This window comes from Arthrobacter sp. FW306-1B-F12A (genome assembly GCF_058781865.1).
The window spans coordinates 49,599-76,250 of record NZ_JBYSXD010000010.1 but is presented as its reverse complement, the minus strand read 5'-3'; the positions used below and the strand labels follow the sequence as shown (position 1 = coordinate 76,250).

The 26,652-nt window shown below is 64.9% G+C and carries 20 protein-coding genes; 7 read left to right on the top strand and 13 right to left on the bottom strand.

Going from position 1 to position 26,652, the window contains the following annotated elements; translation table 11 throughout:
* Positions 1 to 11: 11 nt before the first annotated feature.
* Complete coding sequence (locus AC3WJU_RS07555; protein WP_059390016.1) at positions 12 to 425, top strand: DUF4870 domain-containing protein; 414 nt, start codon at positions 12 to 14, stop codon at positions 423 to 425.
* Positions 426 to 485: 60 nt separating this feature from the next.
* Here the strand turns inward: AC3WJU_RS07555 and hemW are convergent, their stop codons facing one another.
* Complete coding sequence (gene hemW / locus AC3WJU_RS07550; protein ID WP_492259560.1) at positions 486 to 1,715, bottom strand: radical SAM family heme chaperone HemW; 1,230 nt, start codon at positions 1,713 to 1,715, stop codon at positions 486 to 488.
* Positions 1,716 to 1,778: 63 nt separating this feature from the next.
* Positions 1,779 to 3,632, bottom strand: a complete 1,854-nt coding sequence (gene lepA, locus AC3WJU_RS07545; protein WP_492259559.1) for a translation elongation factor 4 — start codon at positions 3,630 to 3,632, stop codon at positions 1,779 to 1,781.
* Positions 3,633 to 3,849: 217 nt separating this feature from the next.
* On the opposite strand from lepA, the gene AC3WJU_RS07540 reads away from it, so the two are divergent.
* Positions 3,850 to 4,419 (top strand): type II toxin-antitoxin system PemK/MazF family toxin, encoded by a 570-nt coding sequence (locus AC3WJU_RS07540; protein ID WP_492259558.1) that lies wholly within the window; start codon positions 3,850 to 3,852, stop codon positions 4,417 to 4,419.
* Positions 4,420 to 4,590: 171 nt separating this feature from the next.
* Positions 4,591 to 4,851: a 30S ribosomal protein S20 gene (gene rpsT / locus AC3WJU_RS07535; RefSeq protein ID WP_028267110.1), complete on the top strand. Its 261-nt coding sequence runs from the start codon at positions 4,591 to 4,593 to the stop codon at positions 4,849 to 4,851.
* A 193-nt stretch (positions 4,852 to 5,044) separates the two neighbouring features.
* Here rpsT and holA read toward each other — a convergent pair whose 3' ends face one another.
* The 9 genes from holA to AC3WJU_RS07490 all read right to left on the bottom strand — a co-directional run bounded on the left by holA (position 5,045) and on the right by AC3WJU_RS07490 (position 19,021).
* On the bottom strand, positions 5,045 to 6,061 hold the full coding sequence (gene holA / locus AC3WJU_RS07530; RefSeq protein WP_492259557.1) for a DNA polymerase III subunit delta: 1,017 nt from the start codon (positions 6,059 to 6,061) through the stop codon (positions 5,045 to 5,047).
* A 47-nt stretch (positions 6,062 to 6,108) separates the two neighbouring features.
* Positions 6,109 to 7,752 (bottom strand): ComEC/Rec2 family competence protein, encoded by a 1,644-nt coding sequence (locus AC3WJU_RS07525; RefSeq protein ID WP_492259556.1) that lies wholly within the window; start codon positions 7,750 to 7,752, stop codon positions 6,109 to 6,111.
* 1 nt (position 7,753) lies between these two features.
* A complete protein-coding gene (locus AC3WJU_RS07520; RefSeq protein WP_275937076.1) occupies positions 7,754 to 8,233 on the bottom strand; it encodes a helix-hairpin-helix domain-containing protein in 480 nt (159 codons plus the stop codon).
* Positions 8,234 to 8,779: 546 nt separating this feature from the next.
* The gene (locus AC3WJU_RS07515; RefSeq protein WP_492259555.1) at positions 8,780 to 10,591 is read right to left on the bottom strand and encodes an HNH endonuclease signature motif containing protein; all 1,812 of its coding nucleotides are present in this window, start codon (positions 10,589 to 10,591) and stop codon (positions 8,780 to 8,782) included.
* Positions 10,592 to 10,781: 190 nt separating this feature from the next.
* The gene (locus AC3WJU_RS07510; protein WP_492259554.1) at positions 10,782 to 11,828 is read right to left on the bottom strand and encodes a DegV family protein; all 1,047 of its coding nucleotides are present in this window, start codon (positions 11,826 to 11,828) and stop codon (positions 10,782 to 10,784) included.
* A gap of 57 nt (positions 11,829 to 11,885) precedes the next feature.
* Positions 11,886 to 14,414, bottom strand: coding sequence for a leucine--tRNA ligase (leuS, locus tag AC3WJU_RS07505; protein WP_492259570.1), 2,529 nt, complete (start codon positions 14,412 to 14,414; stop codon positions 11,886 to 11,888).
* 310 nt (positions 14,415 to 14,724) lie between these two features.
* The gene (gene glpK, locus AC3WJU_RS07500; RefSeq protein ID WP_059389182.1) at positions 14,725 to 16,239 is read right to left on the bottom strand and encodes a glycerol kinase GlpK; all 1,515 of its coding nucleotides are present in this window, start codon (positions 16,237 to 16,239) and stop codon (positions 14,725 to 14,727) included.
* Positions 16,240 to 16,297: 58 nt separating this feature from the next.
* The gene (locus tag AC3WJU_RS07495; RefSeq protein WP_284989287.1) at positions 16,298 to 17,047 is read right to left on the bottom strand and encodes an MIP/aquaporin family protein; all 750 of its coding nucleotides are present in this window, start codon (positions 17,045 to 17,047) and stop codon (positions 16,298 to 16,300) included.
* Between the two features lie 174 nt (positions 17,048 to 17,221).
* On the bottom strand, positions 17,222 to 19,021 hold the full coding sequence (locus AC3WJU_RS07490; protein ID WP_492259553.1) for a glycerol-3-phosphate dehydrogenase/oxidase: 1,800 nt from the start codon (positions 19,019 to 19,021) through the stop codon (positions 17,222 to 17,224).
* Positions 19,022 to 19,145: 124 nt separating this feature from the next.
* Between AC3WJU_RS07490 and AC3WJU_RS07485 the strand changes: the two genes are divergently transcribed.
* From AC3WJU_RS07485 to AC3WJU_RS07470, 4 genes are read left to right on the top strand one after another with little or no spacing between them, the layout of a single operon-like run.
* Positions 19,146 to 20,108 carry a sugar-binding transcriptional regulator gene (locus tag AC3WJU_RS07485; RefSeq protein ID WP_059389187.1) on the top strand — a complete coding sequence of 321 codons (963 nt, stop codon included), beginning with the start codon at positions 19,146 to 19,148 and terminating at the stop codon, positions 20,106 to 20,108.
* A 54-nt stretch (positions 20,109 to 20,162) separates the two neighbouring features.
* Complete coding sequence (locus AC3WJU_RS07480) at positions 20,163 to 21,044, top strand: aldo/keto reductase (RefSeq protein ID WP_492259552.1); 882 nt, start codon at positions 20,163 to 20,165, stop codon at positions 21,042 to 21,044.
* A gap of 10 nt (positions 21,045 to 21,054) precedes the next feature.
* On the top strand, positions 21,055 to 22,002 hold the full coding sequence (locus tag AC3WJU_RS07475; RefSeq protein WP_492259551.1) for an alpha/beta fold hydrolase: 948 nt from the start codon (positions 21,055 to 21,057) through the stop codon (positions 22,000 to 22,002).
* The gene (locus AC3WJU_RS07470) at positions 21,999 to 23,084 is read left to right on the top strand and encodes a glycosyltransferase family 4 protein (protein ID WP_284989283.1); all 1,086 of its coding nucleotides are present in this window, start codon (positions 21,999 to 22,001) and stop codon (positions 23,082 to 23,084) included. The genes AC3WJU_RS07475 and AC3WJU_RS07470 overlap by 4 nt, the downstream gene beginning before the upstream one ends.
* Positions 23,085 to 23,089: 5 nt before the next feature.
* Here AC3WJU_RS07470 and AC3WJU_RS07465 read toward each other — a convergent pair whose 3' ends face one another.
* Both AC3WJU_RS07465 and metK read right to left on the bottom strand, forming a co-directional pair.
* Positions 23,090 to 25,210 carry a primosomal protein N' gene (locus AC3WJU_RS07465; RefSeq protein ID WP_492259569.1) on the bottom strand — a complete coding sequence of 707 codons (2,121 nt, stop codon included), beginning with the start codon at positions 25,208 to 25,210 and terminating at the stop codon, positions 23,090 to 23,092.
* Between the two features lie 133 nt (positions 25,211 to 25,343).
* Complete coding sequence (gene metK / locus AC3WJU_RS07460) at positions 25,344 to 26,573, bottom strand: methionine adenosyltransferase (RefSeq protein ID WP_306959795.1); 1,230 nt, start codon at positions 26,571 to 26,573, stop codon at positions 25,344 to 25,346.
* Positions 26,574 to 26,652 lie beyond the last annotated feature (79 nt).

Below are 26,652 nucleotides of genomic sequence, written 5' to 3'. Positions count from 1 at the left end.
AGGAAGAAACTGTGGCAGACAACGCTCCTGACGATCGGGACGGCACCTCGGGCCAGTCCCAGTACCACGGCGTTCCTGCCAACGCGCTGCCCTTGACCGCCTCGGAAGACCGGCAGTGGGCAACCCTGGCGCACTTTGGAGGAATCCTCGGCTGCGTGCCTTCGCTCCTGATCTACCTGATCTTCCGCGAGCGTGGCCCGTTCACGGCCCAGGAATCCAAGGAAGCGCTCAACTTCACTTTGCCTCCGACGATTGCCGCAGTGCTCGCAAACATCCTGGTCCTGCTCCCGGTGGTGGGAAACCTGTTCGCGGTTTTGGCCACGGCGATTTGGGTCGCAGTGACCTGCTTCTCGGTGTCGGCCGGAATCCGCGTCAACCACGGTCAGCCGCACCGCTACCGCTTCAACCTGCGCTGGATCAAGTAGCCGGTCCTCGCGGCGGATGCCTATGTAGCCCCCCCCCGCTCCGGGCGCTGGCGCCTGCCGCTAGTCCGGAAGGATCCGGCGGACCACGGCATCGGCGAGTAGCCGGCCCTTGAGGGTCAGGACCAGCCGTCCTTGGAAGGCCGCTGCGGGTTCAACCAGGCCGTCGGCAATGAGGCCTGCGACGGCGTGGCGGCCCACCTTGTCGAGCGCGTCGACTTGAAGCCCGGTGCCGAGGCGCGCCTCCAGCATGATGCGTTCCACTTCCCGGGTTCCGGCGTCGAGCGTTTCCCGTCCAGCGGCCGGCGAGGCCCCGCTACCGAGCCTGTTGGCATAGGCGGTGGGGTGCTTGACGTTCCACCAGCGGACGCCGCCCATGTGGGAATGCGCACCGGGTCCGATGCCCCACCAGTCGTCTCCCCGCCAGTAGGCAAGGTTGTGTTTGCACGCCTGTTCGGGCGTACGGGACCAATTGCTGACCTCGTACCAGTCCAGACCGGCGGCGCTGATCAGCTGATCGGCGAGTTCGTACTTCGCGGCGTGGTCGTCGTCGTCGATCCCGGGAACCTCGCCGCGCCGGATCTGTGCCGCCAGCTTGGTGCCTTCTTCCACAATCAGCGCGTAGGCGCTGATGTGGTCCGGACTGTAGGACAAGGCAGTCTCCAGGGAGATCTGCCAATCAGCCATCGACTCGCCGGGAGTGCCGTAGATGAGGTCGAGGCTCACGGCAAGGCCGGCGTCGCGCGCCCATTGGACCACCAAGGGGACGCGGCTGGGTGTGTGCGTACGGTCCAGGACCTTGAGCACGTGAGGGACTGCCGACTGCATGCCGAAGGAAATCCGCGTAAAGCCGGCATCCGCGAGCAGCTGGAGGGACTCCGGCGTCATGGAGTCCGGATTCGCTTCAGTGGTGACTTCGGCTCCGGCTTCCAGTCCCCAGTGCCCGACGGCGGCCGTCAGGATGCGTGCGAGATCTTCAGCAGGCAGGAGGGTCGGCGTGCCGCCGCCGAAGAACACCGTGCTCAGGGGCCGCTGCGGCAGCCCGGAGGCTTCCATGGCCCGGACGGCGAACTCCACTTCCGAAATGGCAGTGGACGCGTAGGCGTCCTGGGAGGCGCCGCCGCCAAGCTCAGTGGCGGTGTAGGTGTTGAAATCGCAGTATCCGCAACGCACGGCACAGAACGGTATGTGGACGTACAGTCCAAACTTGCGCGAATCGACACCGTCGAGCACCTGCGGAGGCAAGATGCCGTCCGCAGGTGCAGGATCCCCAAGGGGAAGAACGCTAGGCACGGAACTCCCTCCGGGGCCGTTCTGTGCCCGCCTGTACCGCAGTGTTCCGGGCGGACAGCCGCATTACTTCTTGGCCTTGTCCTTGGATTCGTCGGTGGTCAGCGCTGCGATGAATGCTTCCTGTGGAACTTCCACGCGGCCCACCATCTTCATGCGCTTCTTGCCTTCCTTCTGCTTTTCCAGAAGTTTGCGCTTACGGGTGATGTCACCGCCGTAGCACTTCGCAAGGACGTCCTTGCGGATGGCGCGGATACTCTCGCGGGCGATGATCCGGGAGCCGATGGCGGCCTGGATAGGGACCTCGAACTGCTGGCGGGGAATGAGCTCGCGCAGCTTGCCTGTCATCATGACGCCGTAGGCGTAGGCCTTGTCCCGGTGGGTGATAGCGCTGAAAGCGTCAACCTGCTCACCCTGGAGCATGATGTCCACCTTGACCAGGTCGGCAACCTGCTCGCCGTCGGCCTTCCAGTCCAGCGATCCATAGCCGCGGGTCTTGGACTTGAGGATGTCGAAGAAGTCGAATACGATCTCGGCCAGCGGCAGGCGATACCGGATTTCCACCCGGTCTTCCGAGAGGTAGTCCATGCCGCCCATGACCCCGCGGCGGCTCTGGCACAGCTCCATGATGGCGCCCACAAACTCATTGGGAGCCAGGATGGTGGCAGACACCATTGGTTCGCGCACCTCGGCGATTTTGCCCGTGGGGTATTCGCTGGGGTTGGTGACGTGCAGGACGCGTTTGTCCTCAAGCGTGACCTCGTACTCAACGTTGGGAGCGGTGGAGATGAGGTCGAGGTTGTATTCTCGCTCGAGGCGTTCACGGGTGATTTCCAAGTGCAGCAGGCCCAGGAAGCCCACGCGGAAACCGAAGCCCAGGGCTGCGGACGTCTCCGGCTCGTAGACGAGCGCGGCGTCGTTGAGCATCAGCTTCTCGAGGGCATCCCGCAGAACGGGATAGTCCGTGCCGTCCAAGGGGTACAAGCCGGAGAAGACCATGGGCTTGGCATCGGCGTAACCGGCCAGGGATTCCGAAGCGGGCTTGGCCAGGTTGGTCACGGTGTCGCCGACCTTCGACTGGCGGACGTCCTTCACGCCGGTGATCAGGTAGCCTACCTCGCCGACGCCCAGCCCTTTGGAGGGAGTGGGTTCCGGAGAGCTGACACCGATTTCCAGGAGCTCGTGGGTGGCGCGGGTGGACATCATCTGGATCCGCTCGCGTGGGTGCAGCATGCCGTCCACGACACGGACGTAGGTGACCACACCGCGGTAGGTGTCATACACGGAGTCGAAGATCATGGCGCGGGCCGGAGCGTCCGGGTCGCCGACAGGGGCTGGAAGATCGCGGACGATCTTGTCCAGGAGGGCCTCCACGCCGACGCCGGTCTTGCCGGACACGCGCAGCACGTCCTCGGGATCGCCGCCGATCAGGTTGGCGAGTTCCGCGGCATACTTTTCGGGCTGGGCGGCCGGGAGGTCGATCTTGTTGAGCACCGGAATGATGGTGAGGTTGTTTTCCATCGCCAGGTAGAGGTTGGCCAAGGTCTGGGCCTCGATGCCCTGGGCGGCATCCACCAAGAGGACCGCGCCTTCACAGGCCGCAAGGGAACGGGAAACCTCATAGGTGAAGTCAACGTGGCCGGGGGTATCGATCATGTTCAGGGCGTAGCTGGTGCCGTCGAGTTCCCAAGGCATGCGCACAGCCTGGGACTTGATGGTGATGCCACGTTCGCGTTCGATATCCATGCGGTCCAGATACTGGGCCTTCATGTCGCGGGACTTAACGACGCCGGTGTACTGCAACATGCGGTCGGCCAGGGTGGATTTACCGTGGTCGATGTGGGCGATGATGCAGAAGTTCCGGATGATGGCCGGATCTGTCGCGGCGGGCACCGGTTCGGTGCGGGCCATGGGAGACACGCAGGGTCCTTACTGTCGATACTCACACGGCCGGACTCCGGACTGGTCTGGACCATTCCGGCCGAAGCCGCATATCTGAACTAATAGTCTCCCATGAACATGACGCGGCTTGTGCACTGTGATCGGGCGCCGTCGCAATGTGGGAGACGTATGTGCACGACTTGTGTGCGAGGCGTTTTGTGCGACCCGGCACGGCAAGGGAAAGTACGGTAGTTCCATGGCACCCGATACACATTTGCTTGGCAGACTACTCAGAGGCTCCCTGGGCTACCTCCGACGGATCATCGGATCCCCGGCCGGCACACCCCCTCACCGGTCCCCGAAGGCCGGGGCCCCGGCGAAGGCGGGCCAAGCCCGGAGCGCAAGCACCGGCGTCGGGCAGCTCTCCCCCTCCTACCCGGGCGACTTCCGCGGCGCCGTGGCTCCGCGGTACTCCCCCAATCCGGACGGCAAACCGGACCCCGGAGAGATCGTGTGGTCCTGGGTTCCGTACGAAGAGGATTATTCCCAGGGCAAGGATCGCCCGGTCCTGTTGATAGGGCACGACGGCGCGTGGCTGCTCGGGCTGATGCTGACCAGCAAAGACCACGACAACGGCCGCCGTTCAGATGACTACGTCGACATCGGAACTGGGTCCTGGGACCCCCAAGGCCGGCCCAGCGAGGTCAAGGTAGACCGGGTGGTTCGCATCAATCCGGCGGACGTCCGGCGCGAGGGTGCTGTCCTCGACAAGCGCGCTTTCCAAGTTGTGGCGCGTCGGCTCAACGGGCAACACGATTCGGCGTAGACCCGAAATCCCCGGAAAAGGGCCGAGTCTGATAATATTTATGGCTGTGTGTCCGTGCAGGTCGACGGCCACTCATGGTTGGCTGCCATAGGCATCCCCACGCCGCTCAGTCGATGGCCAACCTGAAAACCCTCTAGACCATTTTCCGCATTAAAAAGAGAGTTCACACACGTGGCTAATATCAAGTCCCAGAAGAAGCGCATCCTCACCAACGAGAAGGCTCGCCTGCGTAACAACGCCGTCAAGTCTGAGCTGAAGACGGCCATCCGCGCCGTTGCCACCGCCGTTGAGTCCACGGACAAGGATGCCGCTGCAAAGGCTCTTGTTGCTGCTAGCCGTAAGCTGGATAAGGCTGTCAGCAAGGGCGTTATTCACAAGAACAACGCTGCAAACCGCAAGTCGGCGATCTCCAAAAAGGTCAACGCACTCTAAGGTTTATCCAGTTCGACTGAGCTGAACGTGAGGCCGGCACCCATTTGGGTGCCGGCCTCGCGTCTTTAAGATTCGAGGCACGCCGGCGGACGGGCGGGGCTTACTGACGACGCGGAAAATGCCTATCGACCCAGGTATTCGGGCGTCGCCAAGCATTGCGCGTAGCGCCCGACAGTCTGGGTGTCGCGCGGACCTAGCGTCCGCGGGCCGAGGTGGCAATGACGGTGACAGCGTGCTCCACCGCGTACACAGGATCCCGCGAGAGGCCCTTCACTTGGGCGTCCGCTTCAGCCGTGACCTGGATGGAACGGATCAGGCCCTCGGGAGTCCAACGGCGAACGTCGCGTTGGGCCTGTTCCACGAGCCATGGCTGCATGCCAAGCTGCTTGGCGATCTGTGCCGACGATCCCTGGGCGCCGGCTACCTTGGCCAGGGTGCGGAGCTTCGCGGCGAGGGCGGCTACCAGTGGCACCGGGTCAACCCCGGTGGCGAGGGCATGCCTGAGGCTGGACAGCGCTTGCGGCCCGTTGCCGGCCATGGCGGCGTCAGCAACCTTGAATGCCGTGGCTTCCACGCGGCCACCGTAGTAGCGTTCGACGGTGGCTGCGTCCACCGTGGTGGTGGCGTCCGCGATGAGCTGGTTGCATGCCGCAGCGAGTTCGGAGAGGCTGGCTCCGACTGCATTGACGAGGGCTTGGACGGCTTCCGCTTCGATGCGGCGGCCGCCTGCCTTGAATTCCGAGGCGACGAATGCTGTTTTCTCGGCGTCCTTTTTCAAGGGTTGGCAGTCCACCACCGGCCATCCGGAGGACTTGATGGCGTCCAGGAGTTTCTTTCCGCGCACCCCTCCACCGTGGCGAAGGACCAACACGACGTCGTTCTCCGGTTGGGCTACGTATTTCAAGGCATCGGCAAGGAAGGCATCGGTCATGGACTCGAGGCCCTCGATCTCGATGAGTTTTGCCTCATCGAACAGTGACGGCGTGACCGCCATTGCGAGGGAACCGGACTCGTAGCTTCCGGCATTGAGCTTGCTGATTTCCACTTCCGGTGCTGCGGCACGCACTTGCGATCGGATCCGATCCATGGCCCGGATTCCGAGGTATTCCTCAGGGCCGGTGATGAGCACTACCGCGGATGGGGTAACGTCCCGCCAGCTAACGGTGTTCGCCGCGGAAGTTTTAGCCTTGGAGACCTGGGCAGCAGCCAATGTTGCTTCCTTCCAGAAGGGTTTTGCAGAATTCCAGTCTCCCACGTTCAGCGGGTCCATCGGCGACGAAGAGACGACTCCCCTGCGGCTATGAGGAGCACCAAGCGGCCGTGCAACCACAGTACGGCGGAGACCACCCGCGTCGGATGCAAGACCAGCCACACAAGCAGGACTGTCCCAACAGACCAGAGACTCATGGTGGCGATTCCAGCGGGACCTTCCGGCCACGGCAAGGACGCTCCGGGAAGCCCGGCGAAGAACCTGGCGATTGCCGCCACCATTCCCGCGCTGGCCCCGGCAACGGCTATCGGAACAATTGCAAGCCAGGGAAGCAGCGGGACAAGGGGGACAGCAATGGTTCCCAGGATCGTCACGGGTGCGACAAACGGAGCAACTGCGATATTCGTCAGCAATGAGTAGCTGGAGAACTGCGGTTGCAAGGCTACGATGACCGGGCTGCACAGAAGCTGCGCCGCCAAGGGGACGGCAACGGCGGACGCTAGCCAGGAAGGTACCCAAGACGGAGCCCAGGAAGCGATAGGCCGTGCCAACAGGACAATTCCCAGGGTAGCGAGGACGGACAAGAGGAACCCCACACTCGTACCAAGTGAGGGATCCAGGGTGAGAAGCCCAGTGACCGCTAGGCAGAGAAAGCCCAGGCTCCTGCCCTGCCGGCCGCTACTTAGCGCGGTGAGGCCGATAGCACCCATGACCGCTGCCCTCAGGACGCTTGCGTCCGGCCCCACCATCATGACAAAGGCCGCCAGGCCACCAAGGGCCACGATTGCCGCGACTCCCCTAGCAAGCCTGAAGCTCCTTGCCAGTAGCACCAGGCCGCCAAGAATGAGGCTGCAATTTGCGCCGCTGACCGCGGTGAGATGGGTGGTGCCGGTGGTTTTCATCGCCACCTCCAGGCTTTCGTCCAAGCCCGTGGTGTCGCCCGTGACCATTCCAGGCAGGAGACCGGCGGCGTCGCCCTGCAACCACTCGGCGGCGGAACTGAATTGCCTTTTCAATTGGGCGGGACCGTGGGGAACGTCGGCAGGTCCTTGTGTCGGGTGCCTTGCTTCTGGCTTGTTCTGTGTGTCTGGCTTCCGCTGCGAGTCCGGCCGCATGGGTGGGGTGGCGGCGGCAAGAACGCCAGCCTCGACTTGTCCTGGCTTTGCAGGCTTCAGTTTTCCGGCTGTTCTTACCTCCTGTCCCGTGACAACCTGCCCCCAGCCTTCGGCTCCGGTCAGCAGAATTCTGGTGCGGGAGCGGATCAGCATGCCGTCGGCCGCAATATCAATCACTTCGGCCGGCACGGCCCACCGTCCCGATCCACGGGAATCCGTGCCTAACTCGCGAGGATCACCCACGATCAACACATGAATGACCACCGAATCGCGCGCCGCTGCAACGTCGGCAACCGGTCCGTCGTCGCGCTGTCCGGCTTGCATTGCGGCGTGGGCGGCCACGGCCGCGCCGAACAAACACGCAACGGCCAACGTGGCAGGAAACGTCCTCAGGCTACGAGGAGCCCTGGCCCGAGTGGCGAGAAGAAGACACGCGGCGAGGGCCAAAGCCACGCACACAACTCCCGTCCAGAGGGAAGGTAGATAGGCGGCCGCAAGGGAGACAGCCCACGTGAGAACGGCAGACGGGGCCAGCCGAAGGTCTACGCGGCCGGGGCTCAGCTTGACTCCGCTCACCCTAGACCGTCACCAAGGGCAGAAGCGATTCCATCATCTTGGGACCAACACCATCCACGGCATCGAGGTCCTCCACGGCAGCGAACGGGCCGTGCTGCTGCCGCCATTCGACAATGCGTTTGGCCAGGACGGGGCCGACCTTGGGCAAGGCGTCGAGCTCCTCGGCCGTCGCGGTATTGAGGTTGACTTTTCCACCGCCAGAAGTCCCGGTTCCCGCGCCACCGGCTGTGGGCGCACCGCCAATTGGCCCCGCAAGCTGTGACGGAACAGCCTCCCCCAGCCGCGGAACATGAATCTTCGCCGAGTCCTCCACGATGGCGGCAAGGTTGAGGCTGTCAAGCTGGGCAGTTGTATCCGCACCACCAGCTGCGGCGATCGCGTCGAATACCCGCGCACCGGCGGGCACCCTGACAATCCCGGGGTTCTTCACGGCACCCGCCACGTGGACTATGAGGAGTTGGGCTCCATCGGGTGATTCCAGGTCCCCATCGACACCGCCATTTCTACTTCCCGCGCCCGCTTCGGGATTTCCTCCCGCATGTGAACTTCGAACGAGGGGCTCAACCAGAGGCTGCCCGGACCAGGACTGCCAGAAGAACCAAATCACCAGCAACAAACAAGGCAAAGCCAACAACACGGCTACCCGCCATGGAGTGCGCCACCGAAGCCTCGATGGAGGTCCTGCGTCTTCGGACACCCCTTCGGTGCCTGACTGCTCCCCCACATCGTCCATAGCCGGTCCGGATGTCATCAAGGCCTGCAATGGAAGCAGAGGCTCCGTTTTGTTGACGTGGCCAGGCTGAGCCTCGGCCTCGTGGTCCGTCGGTGGCGCAAGACGAGCAACGAATCGGAGCCGGGCGGCACTCGCAGCATCATCCGCGGGTGAGGCTCGGTTCCTACGTGGCATATCCACGAGCCTAGAAGGTCCGAGCCGGCAGCAGCAGCACGGACCGGTGCTATGTGGACAGGCCCGCCGCAGAGTGCTTGTGGAGGATAAGTGGGCACAGGAGAACGCCCATCTCGGGACTCATAACTGGAAGTAGTGGTTTCTCCGGGGTTTGCGGTGCGGGTCGATGTGCGGTGGCGGGATGAACCAGGGCACGCCCGCTTGGACCTGGATGTGCCAGTCTTCCTTGTGGATCAGATGATGGTGATGGCTGCAGAGCAACGTCCCGTTCGCGGCGCTCGTGACTCCGCCGCGGGACCAGTACTCGATATGGTGGGCCTCGCACCACGGGGCCGGCATGGTGCACCCGGGGAAAGCGCAGCCCTTGTCCCGCGCAGTGATGGCTTTGCGGATGTGCGGCGGGAAGATCCGTGAGGCCCGTCCGATGTCCAGGACCTGGCCCTCGCCGCCCAGGACCACGGGGATGATGTCGGCGTCGCAGGCCAGTTTGCGCACCGTGGCGGCCGGGACGGGCCCGGTGAACGTGAAGGACCCGGTGCCCAGACCTCGCCCGGGTTGCCCGGGCCGGGCGGGTACGCCAAAGAGTGCGGGGTGGCCGGGCCGGGAAGGCTGCCCGTCTTGCGAAGCTTGCCCGGTGTGCGGATCCCGGTGGTCCTGGGGGAAGAGGTCGCGGTGGTCGATGGTGGCCATGATCTGCGGGCGGTGGCCGCCCGTGGCGGGCAGGGATCCCGCGGCCAGGGCGAGCTTGCAGGCACCGACCAGACCGTCCAGGAGCTTCTGCGCCCGCGACCGCCGGTCCGGCGCCCCGGCACTCCCGGACGACTCGCCGGATGCCTCGCCGGGGGAATCGCCGGAAGAATCGCCGGATGGTCTCCCGGACGCCTCGCCGGAAGGCGCCGCGCAGACCTGAGCTGTGCCCTGGGTTGCTGCGCCCTGGGGTGTGCGGGTTCGGGGGTTGGTGGCGGTGTTCATGACCGTGAGCAGGTGTTCGTATTGCTCGGTGGTGGCGAAGATCTCCACATGCGCCAGGCCGTGCCTGGGGCGGCGCAGGAACGCTCCCTGGTGGTGGCGGAGGGATTCTTCGGACGGTTCCGGGCCGTCCTGGTCGATCGCCTCGATCCAGCGCCGGGCCACCCTGGCCAGGAAGTCCTGGTCGTTTTCCTCCGCGGTGCGGGCCAGGGCGTATTCCATCTCCGTGGCCTTCTCCGGGCTGCACAACGGACGCACCTTCGCCACGGCCATCGTGATGATCCAGGCCGAGCGGGACCCGATCACCCCGGACGCCAGCGCCGCGGCGGTTTCCCCGTGCCGGGCAGGGACCGTTTGCCCGGTGAGGCTCCGGCCGGGCAGCAGCTCCCGGGCGAGGGCGAGCCGGTGCCTGGCCTCGGCGGCACCGATCCGCAGCAAGGACCGCAGGTGCTCGGCCGTGGACCTGAACTCCCCGCCCCGGGCGCTGCCCGTTCCCGGGGAAGGAGCCGCACCGGCCTGCGCGTCCGCGTGGGCCGCGGTGGTTCCGGACGTCCAGCCCGCGCCGGCGCCTGGATCCGCGCCGGCGGCCCAGCCCGTGGTCCAGCCCTGCCGGCTGACGGGTTCATCGTTCCGGGCCCTGTCCAGCCCGGCAGCGGCGGCCACCTGGAGATAGTCCAGGGTCCGGGAGAGCTCCTCCACCCCGGACGCGAACGCAACAGCCTCCTCGAAACCGGTGACCCCGACGTCGTCCGCGGCTTTGTCCGCCAAAGACCTCGCTGCCGCCACGGCCCCGTCCAGAACGGCCAGCCGGCCGCCACCATCCGGCGGATCCACCAACACCAGCCCGCCCGGGACCGCGGCAAGGGACGCGGCCAGACGCGGACGACGGGCATGACGGGACACTCCGAAATACCCGCGGGAGGCAATGCCCTGCCGGGTGTCGACGCATCCGATCGCTTCCATGGAAACACTCTGCCCGGAGGCTACGACATTTTTAGGCCTTCGCTCAGGATGCGCATTGCCTCATTTGAAAACTTACGCCTAGCGCCGCCGTTCGAAAGTGTGGCGGCGGTTGGGGGTTACGCCCATTTTCATGGAGCTAAGGACGGACCGGCAAAAAGCTCAGGACCTCCGCCCGCGCAGATTGACGCGGTTACGGTTTGCTCCGCATCGTGTTCGCCGGATCCGGTATGGCTTTCGCGCTGTCACCCAAAAGCGTCGCGGCGCCAGGCGTACTGCTTTCCCCCACAACCACGGCCAATACGCCGAGCCCGGCGTGGGCCGCGAGAACGGCCGGCAGTGCGCTGATCTGTGCAGGCGGGCAATCGGGGCACCCCTCGCCGAGCCGGGCCGCGAGCCTCTCTGCCTCTGCCAGGTTTCCAAAGTGATGCACGGCGAGCCGCGATTGTCCTGGCGGCCGGGAATTGACATCGGCGGCAACGATTTCTTCCAGCCGGGCAACGGCCTTCGCAGCCGAGCGCACCTTCTCGAGCGGTACGATCTTGCCGTCGGCGACCGCGAGGATCGGCTTGATGGACAGCATTGTCCCGAGCCAAGACGCAGCAGTGCCGATACGACCCCCGCGCCTAAGCTGCTCAAGGCTCGGCACATAGAAGTAGACCTTGGTGCGGCCCAATCGCTCCTCGGCAAAGTGCCGGACTTCGGCTGCCGAACGGCCGTCCGCGGCGGCAACCAGCGCGCTTTGGACGCCCATGCCTTGAGCCATTCCTACGGTGCGGGAGTCAATGACTTCGACCGGAATGGAGACGCGTTGCGCAGCCAGCCTGGCGGCGTCCGCGGTGCCGGACAACCCAGCGGAAATGTGGATGGAGACGACGGCTTCGAAACCGCGGTCCCGTGCGGCTAGATAAGCCTGTTCGAACTGGCCGGGTGAAGGACGTGAAGTCTTTACGGACGATCCCGCGGCCAGGGCCAGCGCGAGCGTCTGGGTGATGTCGTCCTCCCCCTCGCCGTAGATCTCTTCGCCCACCATGACGGGCATCGGCACGACGGCGAGGCGGCCGTCCGCGACGAAAGCCTTGACCCACTCGGCCGGCAGAGCGGCAGCCGAGTCGGTGACGACGGCGATGCGCACGACGCGCGCCGGCTCTGCTCCGGCGCGTCCCGGCGTCGTGGACTGGCGCAGGCGGGCCAAACGTTCCTTGAGCCACAACCAAGCGGGTGGTTCGCGGTCCGTCAAGGGAGCCTCCTGGAGCTGGTGGCCGGCCGCCGGCAAGCGCCGGTGGCCGTTTCCCGACTAGGCCGGGACGATGTTCACCAGTTTAGGCGCGCGCACGATCACCGTGCGGATGCCGCGGCCATCGAGTGCACGCTGTACGTTTTCGCTTGCGAGAGCGAGCTCTCGCAGCTCATCCTCACTGAGGTCCGGCGAGACGTCCAAACGGTCGCGGACCTTGCCCTGGACCTGCACGACGGCCGTCACGGTGTCCTGGACCAGAAGCGAAGGATCGTGGGAAGGCCAGCCGGCGTTCGCCACGGAGGCCGGGTGGCCCAACTGGTTCCACAGGTCCTCGGCCGTGTATGGCGCGAAGAGGCTCAGGATGACCGCCACGGCCTCGGCGGCTTCACGGACGGCGGGGTCTGCGCCACCGGCACCGGAGTCGATGGTCTTGCGGGTCGCGTTGACGAGCTCCATCAGCTTGGCGACCACGACGTTGAACTTGTTGTTGTCCAACAGCTCAGCGGCGTCGGCAATGGTCCTGTGGGTGACGGTGCGCAGCGTGCGGTCACCAGTGGAGACATCGACGCCGGGCTCGCTTGCGACATCCTGGCCAAGGCGCCAGGCGCGGGCGAGGAACTTCGCGGAGCCCGACGGCGAGACGTCCGCCCAGTCGACGTCGTCCTCCGGCGGCGACGCGAAGACCATGGTCAGGCGGACGGCGTCGACGCCGAACTTATCCAGTTGCTCGCCAAGGTCCACGCCGTTACCGAGGGACTTGCTCATGGCCTTGCCGCCGTTGAGGACCTGCCCCTGGTTGAGCAAGGCGCTAAAGGGTTCGTCCGCGTCGAGCATGCCCATGTCGTGGATGACTTTGGTGAAGAATCGCGCGTACAGCAAGTGGAGGATGGCGTGCTCGACGCCGCCCACGTACTGGCCGACCGGCATCCAGTCGTTGATCTTGGCAGGATCGAACGGTCCCTCGGTGAAGTGCGGGGACACGAAGCGCAGGAAGTACCAGGAAGAGTCCACGAACGTGTCCATCGTGTCCGTGTCGCGCTGGGCGGCGCGTCCGCAGTTCGGGCACTCGACGTTGACCCATTCCAGCGCCGCGGCCAGGGGTGACGTGCCCCTCGGCGACAGCGCCTCGCCGCGCAGGTTTTCGGGCAGCGTGACAGGCAGCTGATCGTCCGGCACCGGCACTTCGCCGCATTCGGCGCAATGGATGATGGGGATCGGGGTACCCCAGAAACGCTGGCGGCTCAGGAGCCAGTCGCGCAGGCGGAAGTTGACGAACTTCTCCCCTGTACCCAACTTCTCCAGGATGTCGATGGCTGCGGGGATGGCATCGGCCTTGGACAAACCGTCCAGTTCGCCGGAGTTCATCAGGGTGCCCTCGCCGGCGGTCGCAATGCCGGTCTCCGCCGGATCTTCCCCGCCGGTGTTGAGGACCGGACGCACCGGCAGGTCAAACGCGCGGGCGAAGTCGAGGTCGCGCTGGTCGTGCGCAGGCACTGCCATGATGGCGCCCGTGCCGTAGTCGGCGAGCACGTAGTCGGCTGCCCACACGGGCAGTTTTTCGCCGTTGAGCGGGTTGATGGCGTAGCGGCCGGTGAACACGCCGGTCTTCTCGCGCTCAGTGGACTGGCGCTCGATGTCCGACAGGGCCTTGACCTTTTCGCGGTACGCCATGAGGGCATCGTGTTGTTCGGGCGTGACCAAGTCCAGCGCCAGGTGCGCGTCCGCGGCGACGACGAAGAACGTTGCCCCGTACAGGGTGTCCGGGCGCGTGGTGAAGACAGTGACTTCGCGTTCGGGACGGCCGTCCGTGGCTTCGATCGCGAACCGGACGTGGGCACCCTCAGAGCGGCCAATCCAGTTGCGCTGCATTGCCAGCACCCGCTCGGGCCAGTGTCCCTGGAGCTCGGACATGTCGTCGAGCAAACGGTCGGCATAATCGGTGATCTTGAAGTACCACTGATTCAGGGACTTCTTCGTGACAGGGGTCCCGCAGCGTTCGCACGCGCCGTTGACTACCTGCTCGTTCGCCAGGACGGTCAGGTCCTTCGGGCACCAGTTAACCGGGGAATCCTTGCGGTAGGCCAGCCCGCGCTCGTAGAACCGCTTGAACAGCCACTGCGTCCAGCGGTAGTACTCCGGGTCCGAAGTGTGCAGCCGGCGGGACCAGTCGGCAGAGATCGCGTAACGCTTGAACGACGCGGCCTGCGTGTCGATGTTTGCGTACGTCCACTCGCTGGGGTGTGCATTGCGCTTGATGGCGGCGTTCTCCGCGGGCAGGCCGAAGGAGTCCCAGCCGATGGGGTGCAAGACGTCGAAACCCTTCTGGCGGAGGTATCGCGCCACGACGTCGCCCATCGCGAAGGCCTCAGCGTGGCCCATGTGGAGGTCGCCTGAAGGGTACGGGAACATGTCCAGGACGTAGCGCCGCTCGCGGGAGCCGTCGTCGACAGGAGTGAAGACTTTGAGGTCTTCCCAGACCTGCGGCCACTTGGCCTCCATCGAGGCGAAGCTGTAGACACCCTCCTCGGGCGTCTCGCCTGCCACTGTTGACTGTGCTCCGGTTTCTGTCTCCGGCTGAACGCTCACTGCTGCCCTCTTCTGTTCTTCCATGACGGTTTTGCCTCCTGCTCCGGGCCCCGGAAGGTCCCGGACACACAAAAGCCCCTCGGCAAGGAGGGGCGGCCGCTCGGTTCGCGATGCTTTAGATCGACGTATACCGGGCGGCTAGCTAAGCAGAAGGATCGCACGCATAAAGCCACCTTACCGCACCAAGCCCTTGGCGTGGTTTCAACGGCTGCGCGTAGGTGAAGGTTGAGGGAGGCCGCACTTCGCCCGGGTGTGGTGGGCACCGCGAAGCGGGCGGGGCAAGTGCGGCCTCCCTCAACCGAGGTGAGACCTACTTAACGTCCTCGTCCACCCAATCCATGGACTTGGTAACAGCCTTCTTCCACAGGCGCATCTGCCGCTCCTGCTCTTCGGCCGGAAGCTGCGGCTCCCAGCGCTTGTCCTCGCCCCAGTTGGAGCTGAGTTCGCCGAGGTCTTTCCAGAAGCCGACGGCGAGGCCCGCCGCGTAAGCGGCACCCAAGGCCGTGGTTTCCACGACCTTCGGACGGACCACAGGCACGCCCAGGATGTCGGCTTGGAATTGCATGAGCGCCTCATTGGCGACCATTCCGCCGTCGACCTTCAACTCAGTCAGCGGAACGCCCGAGTCCGCGTTGACGGCGTCGAGCACCTCGCGGGTCTGGAATGCGGTGGCCTCGAGTGCCGCGCGGGCGATGTGGCCCTTGTTGGCAAAACGGGTCAGGCCAACGATGGCACCGCGGGCGTCGGCACGCCAGTACGGGGCGAACAGTCCGGAGAACGCGGGCACGATGTAGACACCGCCGTTGTCCTCGACGCCTGCCGCTAGCGTCTCCACTTCGGGAGCGGAGCTGATCAGGCCGAGGTTGTCGCGGAGCCACTGGATCAGTGATCCCGTGACGGCGATGGAGCCTTCCAATGCGTAGTGCGGTTTCGCGTCGCCCAGCTTGTAGCCCAGCGTGGTCAGCAGGCCGTTCTTCGAGTGGACGATCTCCTCGCCCGTGTTGAAGATCAGGAAGCAACCGGTGCCGTAGGTGTTCTTGGCTTCGCCCGCCTGGAACGCCGCCTGGCCGAAGGTTGCCGCCTGCTGGTCGCCCAGGATGCCTGCGACGGGCACTTCGCGCAGCAACTGCGAGGTGTGCACCGTGCCGTAGACCTCGGAGGAGGACTTGATGGCGGGCATCATTGACGCCGGCACGCCGAACGCGTCGAGGATGTCCTGGTCCCATTGCAAGGTGTCCAGGTCCATGAACATGGTGCGCGAGGCGTTGGTGACGTCTGTGGCGTGTACGCCGCCGTCCACGCCGCCTGTCAGGTTCCACAGGACCCAGCAGTCGGTGTTGCCGAAGATGAGGTCCCCGGCTTCGGCCTTGGCCCGCGCTCCTTCAACGTTGTCCAGGATCCACTTGATCTTGGTTCCCGAGAAGTAGGTGGCCAGGGGAAGGCCGACCTTTTGCTTGAAGCGCTCTGGGCCGCCGTCCTGGGCCAGCTCGTCCACGATGGACTGCGTGCGGGTGTCCTGCCAGACGATCGCGTTGTAGATGGGCTCGCCCGTGTTCTTGTCCCACACGACGGCGGTTTCGCGCTGGTTGGTGATGCCGACGGCTGCGATGTCGTGCCGGGTCAGGTTGGCCTTCGACAACGCAGAGCCGACGACCTCCCTGACGTTGTCCCAGATCTCCACCGGGTTGTGCTCTACCCAACCGGCTTGGGGGAAGATCTGCTCGTGCTCCATCTGGCCGGTGGAGACAATGTTGCCTGAGTGATCGAACACGATGGCACGCGAGCTGGTGGTTCCCTGGTCAATGGCGATGACGTATTGCGACATTTTGACGTCCTTGTCTGCTTGCTTTGGTGTGGATGCGGTGTAGGTACTGAGCGGTTTGCTACTTGGCGACAGTGGCCATGATCGGTATGGAGTGGGCGACGAGTCCGGCGATGGTTCCACCCAGGAGCGGGCCGACAATCGGAACCCAGGAGTAGGCCCAGTCGCTGGAGCCCTTGCCCTTGATCGGCAGAAGTGCGTGGGCGATACGCGGACCGAGGTCACGGGCGGGGTTGATTGCATAGCCCGTCGGGCCGCCAAGGGACGCGCCGATGCCGACGACGAGCAATGCCACCGCGAGCGGCCCTAGGCCGGAGGGAGTGCCGCCGAAGGTCAGGATCACGAAGACCAGTACAAACGTGGCGATGATTTCGGTGACGAGGTTCCAGGGGTACGAGCGGATGGCCGGTCCCGTGGAGAATACGGCGAGTTTGCTGGCTGCCAAGGGCTCGGCGTCGAAGTGCTGCTTGTGCGCGAGCCAGGCGAAGACAGCGCCTAGGAAGGCGCCGAGCAGTTCTCCACCGAAGTAGGTGAACGTGGATGCCGCACTTACGGCCACACCGGGGGCGAACTCGGCCTTACCGTCAACCAGGAGACCAAGCGTGACCGCCGGATTCAGGTGCGCACCGGACATGGCCGCTACGTAAACGCCGGCAAATACTGCGATGCCCCAGCCAAAATTCACCATCAGGAACCCGCCGCTGTTGCCCTTTGTGCCCTTGAGCGCGACGTTTGCCACAACGCCGCAGCCAAGGAGGGTAAGCATTCCGGTTCCGAACACTTCGGAAAGGAAAACAATTCCGAGAGACATCTTTGACTCCTCATTTTCTTCTGTTGTCAGCCCTGCAGGTTTTGTGGGGGCCGTTGGGACGGCGTCTGTTAGCGCCGTCCCGATTGCGGTCCCCCCTTCCGGAGCGGAAGACCGCAACCCTTGTGTCCAGGCTTCTTGGCCGGAACAATCAAGCTGATGTGACGTACATTACGTTCATGCGACGAGGCTGTGAACAGTCACGCCATGAAAACGTAGAAGCACCTCCTGGGCATGCTGGATTTCCGCTTGACGCTTCGCCGAATCCCAGCCAAGCTGCGTGGCGAGGACTTCGGCGATTTCGTTCAGGAGCTCTCCGGTCACGAGTCCCCGGAAGGCCAGCGAGGTGCGGCGGATGAGGACATCCACGAGGTGCCCGATTTGTTCGTTGGCGGCCATGAACTCGAGTTCCCGGACGCTGAGCTCGTTCGTGGAGCGGAGCTTCCGGTCTTCGCCTGCCCCGAGGTAGGCGATGACGTCCTCGGCGCGCGTGCCGTAGCGGGTCAACAGGCCGCTGACCCGGTCGGCGTCGAGCCCGGGAGCCATGTGCTTCTTGACCCAGTCCTGGATTCCGTCTTCGCTGTCCGGGAAATCCAAGCCGCCTCCGATGGCGAGTTTCGCCGTCGAGACCTTCCGCTCAAAGCCCAGCTCGCGGAGGACGTCGTTGCTCAGGTGTTCGGCGAGGGCCCGGAAAGTGGTCCACTTGCCGCCGATCAATGAGAGTACGACGGCGGCCTTGCCGCCTTGGGCGGCCGCGGCACCGGAGGCTTCCCGTCCGCTTCGCTCGATGCGGTAGTCGCGGGATACGAAGCCCGGCTGCGTGTCATCGTGACGGGGAAGCGGCCGAACGCCGGCGAAGCTGTAGACGATGTGGCTGCGCTCAACCTTGATGGAGGGGAAGACGTGGCCGACCAGGTCGAAGAAGTAGTCGATCTCGGCTTCGGTGCACACGGCATCCTGCGCCATGTCCGCCTCGACGTCGGTGGTGCCCACCAGGACGCGGTCACCCATGGGGTAGATCAGGACGATCCGCCCGTCGGTGTGTTCGAAGAAGATCTCACGGCCGCCGCACGCTGCGAGCAATTCCGGGTGGTCCAGGACAATGTGGGAGCCCTTGGTTCCGCCCATGAAGCGGCTCGCGGCACCCATCGCCGCGTTGGTGAGGTCAACCCAGGCGCCGGTGGTGTTGACGATCACGTCGGCCTGGAAGCTGAATTCCTCGCCAGTGAGCTCATCGCGCAGCAAAACAGCGCCGGCTGAGTCGGCCGCGGAGGCCATCGAAACAAGGGAGACGTAGTTGCTGGCCCGGGCGCTGCCGCCCGGCAAGCCGCTTCCGATGCCCGCCTTTTCGCCGTCCTGCAGCACATCGAGCGTCAGGCGCTCCGGGTTGTGCACGGACGCGTCGAAGTAGGTGGCTGCGTATTTGATGCCGGGGTGCAACCGGGGCAACTCAGCCAGGGCCTTCTCCTTGCCACGGAACTGATGGCGGGGGACGCTGCCGCCGTCGCGGGAGAAGAAGTCGTACATGCTCAAGCCGAGCTTGATGAGGAAGGCGCCGCGCTCCTTCGGCTTGCCTTGCTTGTGCGTGAGGAAGCGGGTGGGGGCGGAAAGTATCCCGGAGAAGGTGCTGAAGATCGGGATGGTCGTCTGCAGGGGCTTGACGTAGTGCGGAGCGATCTTCAAAAGTCGGTTGCGCTCGACCACGGATTCCTGGACGAGGCGGAATTCCCCGTTCTCGAGGTAGCGGATGCCGCCGTGGATCATGTGGGATGAGGCTCCGCTGGCGCCCTGGCAGTAATCGCCGCGTTCCACGAGGGCGACGTCCACGCCTTGGAGTGCCAAATCGCGGAAGGTTCCGACGCCGTTGATGCCGCCTCCGATGATCAGCACCTGGGCCTGCGGCCGTTCGCGGAGTGCCGAAACCGAAGCCCGACGTGGTGATCCTGCTGCGGAACCGGAATTGCTGGTGTATCCCAAAACTGCTCCCTTGGGCTTTGGTGTATGCGCTGCATCACTTGACGTCGCACCTTGCACAACTATTCTTCGAAGGAATGGAAAATGAAATCAAGCTAGTTGCACAAACGTGCAGAACGGAATTGAGATGCCACGATCACGACATTCAGAGGCCCTCCGGGCGGCACAGATGTACTACCTCCAGGACCTCACCATGGACGCCATTGCCCGCGAGCTTCGGACCTCGCGGTCAACCGTTTCCCGCTTGCTGTCTTCGGCCCGCGAGTCGGGACTGGTCCAGATCCAGATCCGCAGTCCCCTGGATTCCGCCCCTGAACTGGAGCGCATGATCCGCAACCACTACGGGGTCGATGTGCACGTGGTGCCCGTCCTGGACACCTTGAACGAGGCGGAAACCCTTGACCGGGTGGCGACGCAGGCGGCAAAGACCATTGGTCCCCTGGTGGATTCCAACGCCATCATCGGCGTGGCCTGGGGTGCCACCATCAGTGCCGTCAGCAGGCACCTGACACGCAAGATCACGCACGGCAGCACCATCGTGCAGCTCAACGGCGCCGGCAACATGCAGACCACCGGCATTACCTATGCCAGCGACATCATGCGCCGTTTCGGCATCGCCTTTGGTGCGCGGGTAGAACAGTTCCCGGTGCCCGCCTTCTTCGACCATGCCTCCACGAAGACCGCCATGTGGAATGAGCGCAGCGTCCAACGCGTGCTCGATCTGCAAGCCAGGATGAGCATCGCCATCTTCGGTGTCGGCTCGGTGCATTCGGACTACCCCAGCCACGTCTACGCAGGTGGGTACCTCGATGAAACGGACTTGAACTTGTTGGCCAGCTCGGACGTCGTGGGCGACGTTGCCACCGTCTTTTTCCGCGCCGACGGCTCTTCCGACGGCATCACCCTCAACGAGCGGTCAACAGGCCCAAGCCACGAGCAACTACGGCAGGTGCGTCGCCGGATCTGCGTCGTCTCTGGTGCATCCAAGATCAACGGGCTTCGTGGAGCACTCGAAGCGAAACTGGCAACAGATCTGATCCTGGACGAGGCCACGGCGAAGCGCCTGGTCAGTTTCGGCAGCCCTTCCTGAATAATTGAAGGACCCTGAAACATTCCCGGCATCGAGGTAGGTAGAGTCTTGGCTATGAAACCCTCGCCTAGGCTCAGTCTCAACAATGGTGTCTTGATTGACCAGTTGGGGTTCGGGCTCTACAAGGTGCCGCCGGCGGATGCCACTTCTTTGGTCGCCACTGCGCTGGGCGCCGGCTACAGGCATTTCGATACAGCGGCCATGTACGGCAACGAGACCGGGGTCGGACGCGGCATCGGCAGTGCGGTCATACCCCCGCCCGGCATCGACAGCAACACGGGAGGCTCCGGGGAAGGAACTCACGGCCTCTCCCGCGAAGACGTCTTTGTCACCACCAAGCTCTGGAACGACGACCAGGGGTACGACTCCACGCTGCGCGCCTTCGATACCTCCATGGCCAATCTCGGCCTCGACTACGTCGACCTGTACCTGATCCATTGGCCTTGCGCAGGGCGTGGATTGTTCCAGGAGAGCTACCGGGCAATGGAAACCCTGTACCGTGAGGGCCGGGTGCGCGCGATCGGCGTCTCCAACTTCCAGCCGGCCCACCTCGAAGCGCTCATGCAAAAGGCCGAAGTGGTCCCTGCGGTGAACCAAATTGAGCTGCACCCGTGGTTGCAGCAGACCAGGCTCCGGACCCTCCACGAGCAGTTGCGCATCCGCACGGAGGCGTGGAGCCCGTTGGGGCGTGGCCAGGTCCTCCAGGATCCGGCAGTCAGCGCGCTCGCGGATAAATATGGAAAGACACCTGCCCAAATCATCATCCGCTGGCACCTCCAGCTCGGAAATATCGTGATTCCCAAAGCCAGTACCGCGTCACGCATCCAGGAGAACTTCGACGTCTTCGGCTTCGAGCTTGATGCCGACGACATGGATGGCTTGGCCGCCCTCGAACGCCACCACCGCACCGGGTCACACCCGGACAACGTCAACTAGGACCTGCCGAATGGAACAAGTGGACACCAACCACTCCCCCGAACCCGCACCAGCCTCCCCACGGGAGTTCTTCAGCAAGGCCTTGGCCTCCAGGACGAGTGCCTCGGACATCGACCTCGACGGCAGCAACGTCGCCTATTGGTGCTACGAACCGGTCACGGTGACCCCGGCGACGCGCACCATACTGGTCATTCACGGTTTCCGCGGCGACCACCACGGCCTGCTCCGCGTAGTGGACCACCTGCCGGAAATGCGCGTCATCATGCCCGACCTTCCCGGCTTTGGCAGCTCGGAGCCTTTCGCCGGAGACACCCACACCGTGGAACGCTACGGGAAGTTCATCACCGGTTTCATGGCGGCCTTGGGCCTCGGAGCGGACACAGTTCTCTTGGGGCACTCCTTCGGATCCATCGTCGCCAGCCACTTCGCCGCCGCGAACCCCGGCGCCATCCGCCCGCTGATCCTGGTCAATCCCATCGCCGCTCGCGCGCTTGAGGGCCCCAAAGGCCTCATGACCAAGCTCGCGGTCCTGTACTACCAGGTCTCCGCCAAGCTCCCGCGCCGGCTTGGACTCGCCGTCTTGCGCAGCCGCCTCATTGTCCGCGTCATGAGCGCCGCGATGGCCAAGACCCGGGACAAGGAACTCCGGGCCTTTGTCCATGGCCAGCACGATGCGTACTTCTCCGCGTTCGCCGACCGCGCTAGCCTGCTGGAGTCTTTCCGGGCTTCGGTGTCCAGCCATGTGGCCGAGGTCGCCGGGCAATTGGACCTTCCTGTGTTGTTGGTGGCCGGCGAGAAAGACGAGATCGCGCTGCTCAAGGACCAGCACAAGCTACTGGAGATGCTCCCGGACGGCGCGCTGGAAGTGATTCCCGACGTCGGGCATTTGATCCATTACGAGACACCGGCGCCGGCCGCCGCCGCCATCCGCAGTTTCCTGGAGGAACACCCCGCGTGAAAATCGTCATAGATGCCCGCTTCACCCGCACGGACCATCATGACGGGATCAGCCGCTACGGATCGAGCCTCATCGCGGCGACGTCCAAGATCGCGGATGTCACCATGCTCATCAGTGACAAGCGCCAATTGGCGCTCCTCCCGGACGTCCCCTACGTTCACATCAGCAGCCCGCTGTCCCCCCGCGAACTGTTCGTGGCGCGTGAAGTCAACAAGCTCGGCGCCGACGTCGTGGTCTGCCCCATGCAGACCATGGGAACCTGGGGCCGCAAGTACGGGCTGGTCCTGACCCTGCACGACCTCATCTACTATGAGCACCCTGCCCCTCCGGGCTTCCTGCCCGCACCCGTGCGGCTGCTCTGGCGGCTCTACCACAAGGCCTACTGGCCGCAGCGATTGCTTCTCAACCGGGCCGACATTGTGGCGACCATCAGCCACACCACCGAGTCGCTCATGGCGAAGTTCAATCTCACGCGCCGCCCGGTCCGGATCGTGGGCAACGCGCCACAGCCGGGCCAGAAGCCGCGCGATCCCGCAGCCGGCGCCGAGAAATCCCTGCTCTACATGGGCTCTTTCATGCCCTACAAAAACGTGGAGACCATGATCCAGGGAATGGCCGATTTGCCAGGATTCACGCTGCATCTGCTCAGCAGGATCACCCCCCAGCGCCGTGCGGAGCTGGAGCCCCTGGTCCCGCCTGGCGCCCAGGTCGAGTTCCACAACGGCGTCACGGATGCCGAATACGATTCCCTCCTGCTCCGGGCCACCGCCCTCGTCAGCCTGTCCAAGGCAGAAGGTTACGGGCTGCCCCTGGTCGAGGCGATGGCACTTGGCACTCCCGTGATCGCCAGCGACACCCCCATCTTCCGTGAGGTCGGCGGGGACGCCGTGAGCTACGTACACCCCGAATCGCCCGGCGAGTTCGCCGCAGCGGTCAAGGCCCTTGAAGACGGCGAATTGTGGCAGGCACGGTCGCGCCGCTCCGTGGAACGCGCGGCTGATTTCAATTGGGACGAGTCTGCGCGCCAACTGCTGGCGGTGGCCGAAGAGATCGTTGCGATGCGGAGCCGCAAACGGCGCTGAGGACGCTAGAGGACGTCGACGCCGTCGAGCCGCAGTTGCACCGGTCCTGAGGTGCGCTTCGCCGCACTGGCGGCTTTGACGGCCCTCATGGAACGGGTGGCAACGGCTGCTTGGGCATACGGAATGAAGATCAGCGTCCGGACGTCCGGATCGTCGTCCCTCCCTGAAGCGCGCTGCGCCGATAGTGCAAGGGAGACCGGCGCTGGGCCCGCAGTGCGGAGCTGGATGGTGTCGGCCAGGCTTTCGGTGAAATGCACGACGTCGGCCCGCTTGCCCGTCACTGAGGCGATCCGCACGGCGGGCGGTAACTGGAGTTCCTGCCGCAGTGCCAGTTCTCGGGAGGCATATCCAGCGGGGTCCCAGCGCAGCAGGGCACCCGTCGCGGCGGTGTCGTCTGCGGTGACAACGACGAGCCCGCCTTCGTTCGCGGGCCGCACGAGGGCCGCGGCATTGAACCATCGCCGAACGGTGTCCTCCCCGGCGCGCAGGTTTTCCCTGCGCAGGAGCGAATTGCCATCCAGGAGCAGCGCCGCTGCGTAGCCGCCGGCTGCGATCGGCTCAGCCCCCACGGTCGCCACCACCAGGGCGCGGGCATCGGACACTGTGGCTTTGACTTGGTCTCCCGACGATGTCACCACAGCCTTGCCTGGAAAAGCCCTGCCCAGTTCTTCCGCTGTCCGCAGCACACCGGCTGCGCCTCTGCGAAGGCGGCCTGCGCCGCAATGCCGGCAACGCCATTCCGGGGCCGGCGTGGAGCACCAGCGGCACTGCGGCAGGGCCGATTGTCCGGCGATGGCGAGGGGTCCCTGGCAGTTGTTGCACCTGGCGGTTTCGCGGCACTCCTCGCAGACAAGGGAGGGGGCGTAGCCGGCCCGGGCCACCTGCACCAGGACGGGGCCGCGTTCCAGTCCCTCTTTGGCGGCCCGCCAGGCGGCGCCGGGCAATCGTGCGATCTTCGCCAAGGGGTCGTGCTCCTGCTCGAAGCTGTCAGCCGTATTGAGCACCCGGGGCGTCCTGGCGCGGACCACTTGCCGGGGAGCTTCCACCGGCACGGCCCACCCGCCCTCAACGAGCCGTTGAAGCTCGGTGCTGCGGCTATGCGCAGCCATGAGGCACGCCGCTGATTCCTGTTCGGAACGCAAGAGCAGGATTTCCCTGGTGTGGGCGTAGGGAGCGCGCTGGTCAATGTGGAGGTCGTCGCCGTCGTCCCAGCACACCACGAGGCCAAGGTCCTGCACCGGAGCGTACGCGGCGGAGCGGGTGCCGACAGCCACCTGTGCCGCGCCGCTGAGGAGCCGGAGGTAGCTCCGGTACCGCGGCGTCTGGCCGTCGTCGGCCGTCAGCCGCGCGACGTCTCCTGGTGGCAGGACAGCGCGCAGTGCCGCCTCCATGCGGTCGAGATCACGATAGTCGGGAACGACGACGACGGCGCCCCGCCCTGAGGAGCGGACTGCCGCCACCGCGGATGCCACGAGCTCGGGCCAGCCTGCGGTTCCAAAACCCTGCGTTGCCGTCAAGACCGCGCGGGGTGAGCCACCCCCGGCCAGGTGTTGCAAGTATGGCGCTCCATTGGTGTAGGAAGCCCACGCCGCGTGCGCCTGCGAGGCCGAGCCCTGGGACGGGATGCCCTGGGGGGCCTCGGTGTGTTCGGCAGGGGTGGCCGGCTCGTCCGAAAGGGAATCGCCGGACAGGAGCAGCTTCTCCAGCCGCGCGACGCGGGGCGGAATGGCGGTCCGGAGGACATCGCTGAGCGTTCCGGCGTAGCGGGCCGCGACACTCGTGGCAAGGTCCAGCAACGCCGGAGTCAGCACCGGGACGGCTGAAACCACCTTGAGAAGGGGAGCCAGGGCATGCCCGGCTTCCGACGATTCCATGCGCTCCAGGACGTAGCCGCTGAGTTCCTGGCCGCTGAAGCGGACTTTGACCCGGACGCCTGCCAGGGCCGTCCCCTCCAACTCGGCCGGGACACTGTAGTCAAAGGGCCTGTCGAGATGCGGCAAGGATGATTCGATCAAGACCCGCGCCACCGGGTTGCTCGCCGCGAGCGGCGGCCCGCCGACGTCGTTCCCGCGCGAGGGGAAGCCTTGGAGCAGGGACGGCTGATGGGCCGGCGAAGACGACACCATGGCAAACGGAAGCAACGAACCATCGCTCATGCTTGTCACCTCCCTGGAGTGCCGGATGCCTTCGTCCAATCCAAGCAGGCCCCACCGACAATTCCGGATTCCGGCTGGCACCGACTGTCACGGGCAAGCCGTTTCAGGCGTTGAAGAATTCCTTCAATTCGTCCACGCGGTCCAATCGTTCCCACGTGAAATCCGGCTCGTCGCGGCCGAAGTGGCCATGCGCCGCCGTCTTGGCGTAGATGGGGCGCTTGAGGTCGAGGGCGTCAATGATGGCGCGCGGACGGAGGTCGAAGATCTCCGCAATCGCTTCGCTGATCTTGGCCGGGTCGACAGTCTCGGTACCAAAGGTTTCCACGTAGGTACCCACCGGACGTGCCTGGCCGATCGCGTAGGCGATCTGGATTTCGGCCCGCTTGGCCAAGCCTGCTGCCACAACGTTCTTTGCTACCCAGCGCATCGCGTAGGCCGCCGAGCGGTCCACCTTCGACGGATCCTTGCCGGAGAAGGCACCGCCACCGTGGCGGGCCATGCCGCCGTACGTATCAACGATGATCTTGCGGCCTGTCAGCCCGGCATCGCCGACGGGACCGCCGATGACGAAGGCGCCGGCGGGATTCAGGATATTCGCGACGTGGGAGATATCCAGGTTGGCCGCAGCCAGGACGGGGTCGATCACGTGCGAGGCGAGATCGGCGCGCAAGAGATCGAGGTGGGTTCCCTCTGCGTGCTGGCTGGAGATAACCACCGTTTCAACGGAAACCGGACGGTCACGGTCGTAGCCGACCGTCACCTGGGTCTTGCCGTCGGGGCGCAAGTAGGCCAGTTCGCCGCTCTTGCGGACTTCGGTAAGGCGCTCCGAAAGGCGGTGTGCGAGCCAAATGGGCGTCGGCATGTAGGACGGGGTCTCATCGCTCGCGTAGCCGAACATGATGCCCTGGTCACCGGCGCCCTGAAGGTCGTAGTCGTCCTCCTGGCGGCCTTCGCGGGCTTCGAGCGAATTGAAGACGCCACCGGCGATGTCGTTGGACTGCTGTCCGATGGAGACAGACACGCCGCAACGGGCGCCGTCAAAGCCATTGGCCGACGAGTCGTACCCTATTCCGAGGATGGTCTCGCGGACGATCTGCGGGATTTCAACATACGCGTCCGTCGTGACTTCACCGGCTACATGCACCAAGCCCGTGGTGGCCATGGTTTCAACAGCCACGCGCGACTCAGGGTCTGCCGCCAGGAGCGCATCAAGGATGGCGTCGCTGATCTGGTCGCAGATTTTGTCCGGGTGCCCTTCCGTAACCGACTCCGAGGTGAAGAGCCGGAGCTTGGACGGGGTGCCGTGGGATTCATGGTGCAGCGGTAAAGTCACTCGACTACCTTACTCGGTTGGGGGCGGCCGGCTTCCGCCGTATGTCCCTATGCTAAGGATGGACCAGCCAGGAAATGAG

What these genes read in the sequence shown, in the direction of transcription:
- AC3WJU_RS07485 (WP_059389187.1), top strand. Translation starts at nt 19,146, where the DNA reads ATGCCACGATCACGACATTCAGAGGCCCTCCGGGCGGCACAGATGTAC.
- AC3WJU_RS07495 (WP_284989287.1), bottom strand. Translation starts at nt 17,047, where the DNA reads ATGTCTCTCGGAATTGTTTTCCTTTCCGAAGTGTTCGGAACCGGAATG.
- AC3WJU_RS07475 (WP_492259551.1), top strand. Translation starts at nt 21,055, where the DNA reads ATGGAACAAGTGGACACCAACCACTCCCCCGAACCCGCACCAGCCTCC.
- AC3WJU_RS07540 (WP_492259558.1), top strand. Translation starts at nt 3,850, where the DNA reads ATGGCACCCGATACACATTTGCTTGGCAGACTACTCAGAGGCTCCCTG.
- AC3WJU_RS07515 (WP_492259555.1), bottom strand. Translation starts at nt 10,591, where the DNA reads ATGGAAGCGATCGGATGCGTCGACACCCGGCAGGGCATTGCCTCCCGC.
- AC3WJU_RS07465 (WP_492259569.1), bottom strand. Translation starts at nt 25,210, where the DNA reads ATGGTGTCGTCTTCGCCGGCCCATCAGCCGTCCCTGCTCCAAGGCTTC.
- AC3WJU_RS07480 (WP_492259552.1), top strand. Translation starts at nt 20,163, where the DNA reads ATGAAACCCTCGCCTAGGCTCAGTCTCAACAATGGTGTCTTGATTGAC.
- glpK (WP_059389182.1), bottom strand. Translation starts at nt 16,239, where the DNA reads ATGTCGCAATACGTCATCGCCATTGACCAGGGAACCACCAGCTCGCGT.